Raw genomic sequence first — 10,789 nt, 5'->3', positions numbered from 1 at the left:
CTGGGGCGCCTGGGGCGGGGGCGCGTCAGACATCGCCCACCTGCCCGGCCGGCGTCGGCGCGCCCCGCGGTGGTTCGGCCGGCGGTCGTGCGTCGGGCGGCGCGGTTGGTGGTTCGGGCCGGATCAGCTCGGCCGGCACGCCCATGGTTTCGCCGATCCAGCGCGCGGCGGCGGCGAGGTCGACGGTCGCCAGCCCCGCGTCGCCCAGGGCGGCGACCCGTTCGATCCAGCCGACGGTGTTGGCGACGTCCTTCTGCGCCTGCAGCTGGGCGAGCGGCGCGCGCAGCTGCAGCTGCACCGTCCGGCCGTCCAGGCTGAGGCCGTCGACCTCGCCGCGGCGCGACAGGATCGAGAGCGCCCGGGCGACCAGCGGGGTCAGCAGTTCCGCCTGCAGCCGGCCGTAGGTCGCGCCCAGCACGCGCGCGGTTTCCTGGCTACGTTCCAGCACCTCGGTCGCGGTCATGTGCGGGCTGGCCGGCTGGCCCAGCTGGCCGGTCAGGAGGGTGCGCTGGATCCGGTCGCGCAGATCGGACAGCACCAGTTCGGAGACGTCGAACTGCCCGGGCGCGGCGAGCGGGGTCAGCCCGCTGGAGCCGACCGCCTTGGGGATGATCGTGCCCGGCACCAGGCGCACGGTCGCGGGGTTGAGCACGCCGTCGTCGTCCGCCTGCCAGATCCCGGTGACCGCGATCGACGCGTTCTTGAGCGTCAGCTCGACCACCTTGTTGGCGGTGCGGATGTCGGGCAGCGCGCGCATCACGGGCGAGCGGCCGTAGACCTCCCCCGGCGCCTTCATCCAGCGGAAGTTGACGAACGGGGAGCGGCCGAACCGCCCCTCCGCCAGCACCCGCGGGCCGTCGCCGGCGGCCGCGTCGAGCACGGCGGCGTAGTCGTAGGCGCTGCCGTCGGGCAGCACCGCCTCGACCACCGGAAAGCGCTGCCCCTCGGCGTCGGACGCCCCGGCCAGCGCGGCCTCCGGCGCCTGCGCCCGGCCGAACCGGCCGACCAGCTGCGCGCCCGTCAATTCACTGCGCCGGTAGGTGACGTCGAGCTGGCCGTCCGGCCCCTCCGCCAGCACCGCCTCGCGCAGCGGCACGGCGGTGAAGCGGAACGCGCTGGGCGATCCCAGCGCCGCCTCCTCGAACGACAGGCAGGCGGTGCCCAGCACGACCAAATCGAGGAAGCACTGATGCATCTCGACCGCGAAGTTGGAACGGTCGAAATGGCCCTGCAGCACGGCCTCCGCGTCCGCCAGCCGCGGCGCCAGACGGGCCGCCTCGGCGTCGTCCAGGCCGGGTCCGGGCGCGAGCCCGATCCAGCGCGACCAGGGCGGCGTCAGCTCGGCCAGCAGGCTGGCGGCGAGCTGCTCCGCCGCATCGCCGGCGGTCGCGTCGAAGATCCTTTCGGTGGCGCGCTGGCCGGGATCGGCCGGTGCGACCGCGCCGTCGCGCTGCGGCAGGGTGTAGGCGATGCAGTCCCGCCAGTGGGCTTCCCACGGCGCCCGCCGGTCGTGCGCCCGACGGTAGCGGGCGAGCAGGTCGGCGGGATCGTGTTTGGGCGCCGGTTCCGTCGGACCGCCGTCGCCGGCCGGTCGGCCGGTCGCGGTCGGCCCGGCGCGGGACGCCGCCACCCCGGCCGGCGCGGCGGCGATGGCGGACTGGGGAAGAAGATGCCCATGCGGCTCCTCGCGGTTGGCGCGTGCGATCCGCCCCACCTACCCGGGTCAGGGCACAAAAAAGCGCCGCCCGCGGATCGGATCGCGGGCGGCGCTTGGGTCGGAACGCACTTCTGGTGTGTACGGCTATGATCGTATTCCTATATTAGGGCACATGTCAAGGACTTTTTTCTCGGACCGTGTGAGGTATCGGAACAGCTGCCAGGGCGTAAGCACGAACCGCGCGCGCAGGCCGAGCGCCCGCTTGACCGCCTCGACGCAGGTGAACGGCGCCCAGGGGGCCGCGCGCCGTGCGGGGGGTGCGGGGCGTACCGGGACCGGCAGCAGCCCGTGCGCCAGGAACCAGTCCAGCGGATCGGCCCCGCCGGACACGATCGCCACGCGCGTGGCATGCGCCATTGGATCGAGCAGGATCCATCCGCCGCCGGGCTGCGCGAGCGCGACCAGGCAGTGCCGGAAGCCGGGCTTGAGCAGCGGCAGCCACCACAGATCCGCCCGGCCGGAGAACGCGACCACGGCCACCGGCGGCAGCCAGTCCGCCGGATCCGCGCCCGGCGCCGGCCCCGCAGGGGACTCGTGCGGCCGCGCGCTCACGCCACGATTCCCTTGGCGCGCAGCGCCGGGGTCAGCTCGCCCAGCGCTTCCCCCCACAGCTGGGCGGCGCGCCGCTCCCGCCGGCTGTCCGGGTCGGGCGGCAGCAGGCGCCGGCCGTAGTCGGCCAGCACGTGCAGATGCTCGCGCACCAGCCGGCGGCGGCGGTACAGGCGGTCGACCACCGCGAGCACGTCGAGCGGCTCGCACGGCCGGGCCACCGCCCCAGCCCGGGCGCCGACCCGCGCGCCGTCGAGCTGGGCCAGCCGGCACTGCACGTACCAGAACCAGGCGGCCTCGGCGTCGGCGAACGGCTCGCCGTCCGCGTCGGTCGCGGGGCGCGGGATGAATCGATCTTTGGCCACACGTGTTCTCCTGTGGGTTGCATTCCGGCGCGGGATGCGCTAAGAACATAAACAGAACATATCGGGATGCAGTCCCGCCGCAAGGGAAAAAGAGGTTTTTATTCCTAATGCATGCCGACCGAGCCTATAAGACAATGTTCCCATGTTGCGGCACGGGGACATCTGGCGCGCGATCGACCGCCTGGCGGAAGCGCACGGCCTGTCGGCCAGCGGGCTGGCCCGCCGGGCCGGGCTGGACGCGACCACCTTCAACAAGTCCAAGCGAATGACGGCGCAGGGCAAGCCGCGCTGGCCGAGCACGGAATCGCTCGCCAAGGTTCTGCGCGCGACCAACACCTCGCTGGCGGACTTCGTCAGCCTGCTGGGCGACGACACCGGCCAGGCGCTGGCCCAGCGGATCCCGGTGATCGGCCACGCCCAGGCGGGCCGCCAGGGCTTTTTCGACGACGCCGGCTTTCCCGTCGGCGCCGGCTGGGACGAAGTGCTGTTCCCGCACGTCGGCGACCCGCACGCCTACGCGCTCGAGGTCAGCGGCGAGTCGATGGAACCGGTCTACCGCGACGGCGACCTGATCGTGGTCTCGCCCCAGGCCGCCGTGCGCCGCGGCGACCGCGTGGTGGTCAAGACGGCGGAGGGAGAGGTGATGGCCAAGCAGCTGGTCCGCCAGACCGTCAGCCGGATCGAACTCGCCTCCCTCAACGCCAGCCACGAGGACCGCACCGTGCCGCTCGACCAGCTGGCGTTCATGGCCCGGATCGTCTGGGCGAGCCAGTAGCCGGCCCGCTCCGACACCCGTCAGCGATCCTGCGATCGCCCGGCCTTCGACAAGTTCAGGACGGGCTCCTCAGGATGAAACCATGGGTATTTCAGTAGGATAACATGGCTTCATGCCATCTCTTGGGTCCGCACGACACAGCGGCGGGTCCCCTCTCCTCCCATGGGAGGAGAGGGACAGGGTGAGGAGGTGGCTCGCGGCCTTGATGGCGCGGCAACCTCCTCCCCTAGCCCCTCCTCCCACAGGGAGGAGGGGGATTGTACGGAATCGCTTTCGCGGGCGGGCAGTCGGAAAAAGCCCGCGCCCCCTACCCGCCGCTCAAATCCTCGCCCCTCAGCGCGCGGTCGAGCAGGGTCTTGAACTCGGCGAGGCCGTAGAGGGCGATGAAGGAGCCCATGCGCGGGCCCTGCTGCTGGCCGAGCAGGATCTCGTAGAGCGCCTTGAACCAGTCGCGCAGCTTTTCGAAGCCGTGCGCCTTGCCGGCCTCGTAGACTTCCGTCTGGATCTCCTCCGCCTCGGCCGTCGCCGGCAGCGCGTCCAGGCGCTGGCGCAGGTCCTGAAGCGCCGCGCGCTCGGTCTCGCTCGGCGCGCGGTAGCGCTTATGGGGCTTCACGAAGTCCTGGTAGTAGCGGATCGCGTGGCCCACCAGCCGGTCCAGGATCGGGGTCTGCTGCGGGCCCGCGTCGGGCGCGTAGCGGGTGATGAAGCCCCAGAGCACCGCGCGGTCGTCGGTGTTGGTCGCGCTTGCGAGGTTGAGCAGGATCGAGAACGACAGCCCGCTCTCGCTCGCCGGCGGCTGGCCGCCGTGGACGTGCCAGACCGGGTTCTCCAGCCGCTCGGCCGGGGACTGCTCGTCGAACTTGCGCAGGAAGGTCAGGTACTCGTCGACCGTTTTGGGGATCACGTCGAAGTACAGCTTCTTGGCCGAGCCCGGCTTCTGGAACATGTAGAGCGACAGGCTGTCCGAGGGCGCGTAGGTCAGCCATTCGTCGACGCTCAGCCCGTTGCCCTTGGACTTGGAGATCTTCTCCCCCTGGTCGTCCAGGAACAGCTCGTAGTGGAAGCCCTCGGGCGGGCGGCCGCCCCAGACCTTGACCAGCTGGCTGCCGACCTTGGCGCTGTCGATCAGGTCCTTGCCCGACATCTCGTAGTCGACGTCGAGCGCGAACCAGCGCATCGCCCAGTCCGGCTTCCACTGCAGCTTCGCGTGCCCGCCGGTGACCGGCTGGGTCAGGCGCTCGCCGTCCTCGTCCTCGAAGGTGATCGTGCCGGCGTCCGGATCGCGGTCCAGCACCGGGACCTGCAGCACCCGGCCGGTCTTCGGGCTGACCGGCAGGAACGGGCTGTAGGTCTGCTGGCGCTCCTTGCCCAGGGTCGGCAGCATCACCGCCATCACCTCGTCGTAGTGGCGCAGCACGGTGAGCAGCGCGTCGTCGAACCGGCCCGAGGCGTAGCAGTCGGTTGCGGAGACGAACTCGTAATCGAACCCGAAGTAATCGAGGAATCCCTGTAGGCGCGCGTTGTTGTGGTGGCCGAAGCTTTCGTGCGTGCCGAAGGGATCGGGGACCCGGGTCAGCGGCTTGCCCAGGTGTTCGCGCACCGCCTCGACGTTGGGGATGTTGTCGGGGACCTTGCGCAGCCCGTCCATGTCGTCGGAAAAGCAGACCAGGCGCGTGGGCACGTCCGACATCGCCTGGAAGGCGCGGCGCACCATGGTGGTGCGCGCGACCTCGCCGAACGTGCCGATGTGCGGCAGGCCGGAGGGACCGTAGCCGGTCTCGAACAGTACGTGGCCCTTGCCGGGCGCCGTGTCCCCGATCCGCGCCAGCACCTTGCGCGCCTCTTGGAACGGCCACGCCTTGGCGTTCAGCGCCAGCGCGCGCAGCTCCTCGCGGGAGATGTCGTCACGACGATGGGCGGGGTCGGCAAGCGTCTCGGACACGTCTGTCACTTCCGGCATGAATGGGGGCTTCTCGCGGGCGCGCGAAGGCTAGGCGGCGGGGCATGCGGCGTCAACGTGGGCGAAGTGGCCGTTCGTCAGCCATGGGCGCGGTTCCGCACGCAACCTTCGAATAATGGCTCTGGTCCTCCCGAAGAGACTTTTACACGGCTCTCCTAATACCCGCGTGAGATCCCTCGACACGGACGCCGTCGGCGTCCCGCTTAGGATGACTCTGTTTGCCTATTCAAACACTTAAACCATAGCTTTATTCTGAGTAGCTGGTCCTGAGCATGGGCGAAGGGCCAGCGTGTCGAAGCATCTCCAACTGGTGCACGCGGGTTCGTGGAAAAGTCTCCGGCGAAATATGATTACGGACACGTGCCCGCGCCGATGGCGGCGAATGCGTCGGGTTCTTATACTCGGATCGACGTGGACATGATGTACCTTGTGAGATACATTTTGGGCCAGACAAGCTGGTGACCGGATCAGAAAAGCGGCTCCGCGTACGATTCTTCCGAACGGCGGCTGGGCGAGAGCCGGTGAAAGACTGGCTCATCCAGCTCGATCCCGACGACCGCCGACGGATCGGCACCGACATAAAGGATGTCGAGTTCAGCTGGCCGATTGGGATGCCGCTATGCCGCCAGATCGCTGGTCATAGGAACCTATGGGAAGTCCGCAGCCGGCTCTCCGGCAATCGAATCGCTCGGGTGATCTTTCTGATCCGCGAACGACAGATGATCCTGTTGCACGGGTTCGAGAAGAAAACTCAGAAGACGCCGAAAGGCGAAATCGAGATGGCTGTCGCCCGTAAGAAGGAGTTCGAACGCCATGACCGCTGAAGACACCGCGCGCGGCAATCCCCACGCCGGCTCCAGCTTCGACGATTTCCTGCGGGCCGACGGCCAGTACGCGGCCGTGACCGCCGCCGCGCTGAAGCGCGTGGTGGCGCGGCAGTTGGTCCAGGCGATGGCCGACCAGGAAATCACCAAGACCGAGATGGCGCGCCGCCTCGAGACGAGCCGCGCGCAGCTCGATCGGCTGCTCGACCCCGACAACACCAAGGTTCAACTCGACACCCTCCAGCGAGCCGCGAACGCCGTCGGGCGCTCGCTCGAGATCGGGCTCGTCGACGCGGGCGATCGGGCAAGCCGCTAGGGCAAGATGCTGAAAGGTGAAGCCACCTTTCAGCATCTTGCGCTCTCTTCAAGCAGTTAGAGCAAAAGGCAGCCCCGGCGCACAGGCGTGCGCCGGGGTACCAAGGCCGTGCAGCGGGTCCTACCTGACCCACCCGATATCCAGCCTTACGCCGTCTTGCGGCGGCGCGCCGCCAGGCCCAGCCCGGCCAGACCCAGGCCGAGCAGGCCCAGGGTCGCCGGCACCGGAACCGTATCGGTGCGGAAGTTGTCGAACGCCAGACCGATGCCGGTCGTCTTGGTGCCGGCGAAGACGAAGTCGATCTGGTCGAACGCCGCGCCGCTGTACGCGAACAGCCAGGGCAGGCCGTCCAGCGAGCCGGCGCCGTTCGTGGTGCCCTCGGGGCTTTGCAGCGTCGCGACCTGGGTACCGGACAGACTGAACACGACGGTCCACTGCTCGCTCCCCTGGGCCGTGTTGCCGTCGATGTCCCAGATCTCGCCGGACGCCGCGGTTTCGGCGTTGTCGTAGCTGATCGACAGGAACGTGTCGCCCGGATTGCGGTCGGAGAAGTCGGTCCGGGTGCGCAGGAAATAGGTTCCCAGGCCCGGAGTCGGCGACCCGGTCGCGGCATCGCGCTCGCCAAGCTGGTCGTTCAGGAAACCGTCCGGCCGATTCTCGTCGATCTGCTCGAGCACCGCGCCACTGAAGGTCACGCCCTGGCTCGGCTGATACGCGCCGATGACGGCGTCGTTGTCGGACAGCCCCAGCGACGGGGCGGCCTCGAAGTCGATGAAACCGGCCAGGGCCGGCGACGACAGCGCGAGCGTCGCGGTCAGGGCGACGGCGAAAGCCGATTTCGAGTAGTTGGGCATTGGATCTTTCCTGTTCTGGATGCGGTGTGCACGCGAAGCAATACCGGCTGTTCCCTTCAACAACCGTGCCAAACAGCCAACAGCCTGTTCTGTAACGAGAAAGATCGGGTGGCGCCGCGCGCCGGGGCGGCCGCTGTAAAGCCGCCATACGCGCCGACGTACGAATATCGTTCGACGTGTAAGATAATCCGACAATGCCGGGATATCCCCGAACACAGCTGCCGCGTCGCTGTTCGTTATGGTTAACGCCCGCCCCGGAATGCTTAACGCGCGGTCCGAACGCTCATCTGGCCCATGGCAGCGCGTTGCAGCGATCCCTATACTCCCGCGCACCATGACCGCCGCCGAGCCGCCCGCCCCCACCCCGTCCGAGAGCCGTCCGCAGGGGCGCCTGCGCGTGCCGCGCGCCCCGGCGCTGGCACCTGGGCTGTCCGGGGCCGGCTGGCTGGAGACCGACGGCGAGGTGCAGCGGCTGTCGCACGATGACGCGCTGGCCCGGGCGCGGGCGTCCGCCCCGCTGGTCTGCCACGCCCCGGCGACCGCGCGGCGGCTGGGGGTGCGGCCGGAGTTCGAATTCTTCGACGTCCTGGAGCTCTACGCCTTCGTCCGCCCCGCCAGCTTCTGCACGCCGACCCCGCGCGGCCTGGCGGACGCGCTGGACCTGCCGCGGCCGGCGGAGCTGGAGGCCGCCGCCTACACCCTCCACCGGGCGATGGCGCAGCTGCTGCGCGAACTGGCGGCAAGCGGCCAGCGCGACCGCGATGCCGCCGGGATCGCCTGGCCGATGGCGCGCGCGGGCTGGAAATGGGGGCCGTACGTGCTGGGCGCGCTCGGCGTCGAGGACAGCGAGGCCGGGCCGCCGCGCCGCGGCGTCGGCCTGCGTGTCTGGGAGCGGTTCGGCGAATGGTCGGACGCCGCGCCCGAGGCGCCGCCCGGCAACGACGGCGTCAGCCCCCAGGAAGCCCGCTGGCGGCTGTCGCAGCTGCTGGGCCCGAACGCGGAGGCGCGCCCGCAGCAGGCGGACTACGCCAGCGCCGTCTCGCAGGCGTTCCAGCCGCGCGAAACCGAGGACAGCCCCAACCTGGTGCTGGCGGAGGCCGGCACCGGCGTGGGCAAGACGCTGGGCTACGTCGCGCCCGCCAGCGTCTGGGCGCAGAAGAACCAGGGCCCGGTCTGGCTGTCGACCTTCACCCGCAACCTGCAGCACCAGATCGACACCGAGCTCGACCGCCTGTTCCCGGAGATCCGCGACAAGCAGCGCAAGGTCGTGGTGCGCAAGGGGCGGGAGAACTACCTCTGCCTGCTGAACTACGAGGAGGCGGTGCGCGGCCTGCAGGTGCGCGCGCAGGACGCGCTCGCCGTCGGACTGATGGCGCGCTGGACCCAGCGCACCCGCGACGGCGACATGGTCGGCGGCGACTTCCCCGGCTGGCTGCCCGACCTGGTCGGGCGCGGGCGCACGCTGGGCCTGACCGACCGGCGCGGGGAGTGCATCTACGCCGCCTGCCCGCACTACAAGAAGTGCTTCATCGAGGGCTCGATCCGCCGCGCCCGGCGGGCGGAGATCGTGGTCGCCAACCACGCGCTGGTGATGATCCAGGCGGCGCTGGGCGGCGGCGACGAGGGCACGATCCCGCCGCGCACCGTGTTCGACGAGGGCCACCACGTGTTCGACGCCGCCGACAGTGCGTTTTCCGCGCACCTGTCGGGCCGCGAGACGGTGGAACTGCGCCGCTGGCTGCTGGGCGCCGAACGGTCCAGCCGCTCGTCCAGCCGGATCCGCGGCCTGAAGCGCCGGGTCGAGGACATCCTGGGCGCGGATCCGGAAGTGCCGGAGGCGCTGGAGGAAACCCTGCGTGCCGCCCGCTGCCTGCCGGCCGACGGCTGGCACGGCCGCCTGACCGAGGACGCGGCGGCGGGCCCGTGCGAGCGCTTCCTGGCCGCGGTCCGCCAGCAGGTCTACGCCCGGGTCACACGGCCGGGCGATCCCTACAGCCTGGAGACCGAGCTCAGGCCCGCGATCCAGCCGCTGGTCGACGGCGCGGGCGAGCTGGACAAGGCGCTGGAGACGCTCTACCGGCCCATGAAGCGCCTGCACGACGTCCTGCACGCCCGCCTGGACGCCGAGGCGGACGACCTGGACAGCGACACCCGCCGGCGGATCGAGGCGACCTGCCGTTCGCTCAACCGGCGCGGGCTACTCCAGGTCAGCGCCTGGCGGCAGATGCTGCAGGCCGCCCAGGACGCCGCCAGCCCGGACGCCTTCGTCGACTGGCTGATGGTCGAACGCGCCGACGGCCGCGACATCGACGTCGGCCTGCACCGCCACTGGGTCGACCCGACCCAGCCGTTCGCGCAGTACGTCGCCCAGCCAAGCCAGGGCATGGTGATCACCTCCGCCACCCTGACCGACGGCTCCGGCGACCGGGAAAGCGACTGGGCCGCCGCGGAGCTGCGCACCGGCGCCAGCCACCTGCCCGCGCCCGCGATCCGGGCGGAGGTGAAGTCGCCGTTCGACTACCCGGCCAACACCCGCGTGCTGGTGGTGACCGACGTGCGCAAGGACGACCTGACCCAGGTCGCCGCCGCCTACCGCGAACTGTTCCTGGCGGCCCACGGCGGCGCGCTCGGCCTGTTCACGGCGATCAGCCGGCTGCGCCGGGTGCACGAACAGATCGGCCCGGCGCTGGAGGAGACCGGGCTGTCGCTGTTCGCCCAGCACGTCGACGGGCTCGATGTCTCGACGCTCGTGGACATCTTCCGGGCGGAGGAGGACGCCTGCCTCTTGGGCACCGACGCGGTGCGCGACGGCGTCGACGTGCCGGGGCGCTCGCTCCGTTTGATCGTGTTCGACCGGGTTCCCTGGCCGCGCCCCGACATCCGCCACAAGGCCCGGCGCGAGCTGTTCGGCAAGCGGCGCTACGACGACATGCTGACCCGCCTGCGCCTGAAGCAGGCGTTCGGCCGGCTGATCCGCAAGGGCGACGACCACGGCGTGTTCGTCCTGCTCGACCCGATGATGCCGACCCGCCTGACCGGCGCGTTCCCCGAGGGCGTGGAGGTCGAACGCGTCGGCCTCGCCGAGGCGGTCCGGCGCACGCGCGGGTTTCTCACGCGCGGGTTTCTGAAGACGGACGGGGAGAGCTAGATGACCGCGGCGCCCCTTCCTCCGCTGGGAGGAGGGGGACAGGCGGAGGTGGTCGCCGCGATCATCGCGGGCGTGAACACCGCCAAGACGGCCCTTCGGCGCGGCACGGCTGTGCAGAGCTACCTCACCCTGGTCCTCTCGTTCGATTGAAGGAGAGGGGACCCGCCTCCACACCCGTCACCCCACCGGTCCGGCGGGGCCGCGCAAACGTATAGCGGCCAGTGTGCCGCATTGACGTGCCCGCGCCGGGCGCGCGATAGCTGCCAGCCGTCCACCCACCC

The 10,789-nt window shown here is 70.5% G+C and carries 10 protein-coding genes; 5 read left to right on the top strand and 5 right to left on the bottom strand.

Translation table 11 applies throughout. The annotated features are described in order from the left end of the window. Nucleotides 1-25: 25 nt before the first annotated feature. The 3 genes from CKO28_RS10455 to CKO28_RS10445 form a co-directional block, all read right to left on the bottom strand. Nucleotides 26-1,714, bottom strand: coding sequence for a portal protein (locus CKO28_RS10455; RefSeq protein WP_338050100.1), 1,689 nt, complete (start codon nt 1,712-1,714; stop codon nt 26-28). Nucleotides 1,715-1,801: 87 nt separating this feature from the next. Continuing rightward, nucleotides 1,802-2,269 (bottom strand): hypothetical protein, encoded by a 468-nt coding sequence (locus CKO28_RS10450; RefSeq protein ID WP_242480473.1) that lies wholly within the window; start codon nt 2,267-2,269, stop codon nt 1,802-1,804. Then, nucleotides 2,266-2,631: a hypothetical protein gene (locus tag CKO28_RS10445; RefSeq protein WP_200340718.1), complete on the bottom strand. Its 366-nt coding sequence runs from the start codon at nt 2,629-2,631 to the stop codon at nt 2,266-2,268. Before CKO28_RS10445 ends, CKO28_RS10450 begins: the two co-directional genes overlap by 4 nt. A gap of 142 nt (nt 2,632-2,773) precedes the next feature. Between CKO28_RS10445 and CKO28_RS10440 the strand changes: the two genes are divergently transcribed. Next, nucleotides 2,774-3,406 carry a S24 family peptidase gene (locus CKO28_RS10440; protein ID WP_200340717.1) on the top strand — a complete coding sequence of 211 codons (633 nt, stop codon included), beginning with the start codon at nt 2,774-2,776 and terminating at the stop codon, nt 3,404-3,406. Nucleotides 3,407-3,713: 307 nt separating this feature from the next. Here the strand turns inward: CKO28_RS10440 and CKO28_RS10435 are convergent, their stop codons facing one another. Beyond that, entirely contained in the window at nt 3,714-5,366 is a 1,653-nt protein-coding gene (locus tag CKO28_RS10435; RefSeq protein ID WP_200340716.1) for a lysine--tRNA ligase, read from the bottom strand. Between the two features lie 521 nt (nt 5,367-5,887). On the opposite strand from CKO28_RS10435, the gene CKO28_RS10430 reads away from it, so the two are divergent. Together CKO28_RS10430 and CKO28_RS10425 are read left to right on the top strand one after the other, a co-directional pair. After that, nucleotides 5,888-6,190: a type II toxin-antitoxin system RelE/ParE family toxin gene (locus tag CKO28_RS10430; protein WP_338050099.1), complete on the top strand. Its 303-nt coding sequence runs from the start codon at nt 5,888-5,890 to the stop codon at nt 6,188-6,190. After that, complete coding sequence (locus CKO28_RS10425; protein ID WP_200340715.1) at nt 6,180-6,506, top strand: helix-turn-helix domain-containing protein; 327 nt, start codon at nt 6,180-6,182, stop codon at nt 6,504-6,506. The genes CKO28_RS10430 and CKO28_RS10425 overlap by 11 nt, the downstream gene beginning before the upstream one ends. A 146-nt stretch (nt 6,507-6,652) precedes the next feature. Here CKO28_RS10425 and CKO28_RS10420 read toward each other — a convergent pair whose 3' ends face one another. After that, a complete protein-coding gene (locus CKO28_RS10420; protein ID WP_200340714.1) occupies nt 6,653-7,360 on the bottom strand; it encodes a PEP-CTERM sorting domain-containing protein in 708 nt (235 codons plus the stop codon). A 334-nt stretch (nt 7,361-7,694) separates the two neighbouring features. Here CKO28_RS10420 and CKO28_RS10415 point away from each other — a divergent pair, with 334 nt between their 5' ends. Both CKO28_RS10415 and CKO28_RS10410 read left to right on the top strand, forming a co-directional pair. After that, nucleotides 7,695-10,508 (top strand): ATP-dependent DNA helicase, encoded by a 2,814-nt coding sequence (locus tag CKO28_RS10415; protein ID WP_200340713.1) that lies wholly within the window; start codon nt 7,695-7,697, stop codon nt 10,506-10,508. Continuing rightward, nucleotides 10,509-10,658, top strand: a complete 150-nt coding sequence (locus CKO28_RS10410; RefSeq protein ID WP_200340712.1) for a hypothetical protein — start codon at nt 10,509-10,511, stop codon at nt 10,656-10,658. The last annotated feature ends 131 nt before the right edge of the window (nt 10,659-10,789 follow it).

It is taken from the genome of Rhodovibrio sodomensis, from assembly GCF_016583645.1.
In the GTDB taxonomy this organism is placed as follows: Bacteria; Pseudomonadota; Alphaproteobacteria; order Kiloniellales; family Rhodovibrionaceae; genus Rhodovibrio; species Rhodovibrio sodomensis.
This window is presented reverse-complemented; position numbering and strand designations above follow the sequence as displayed.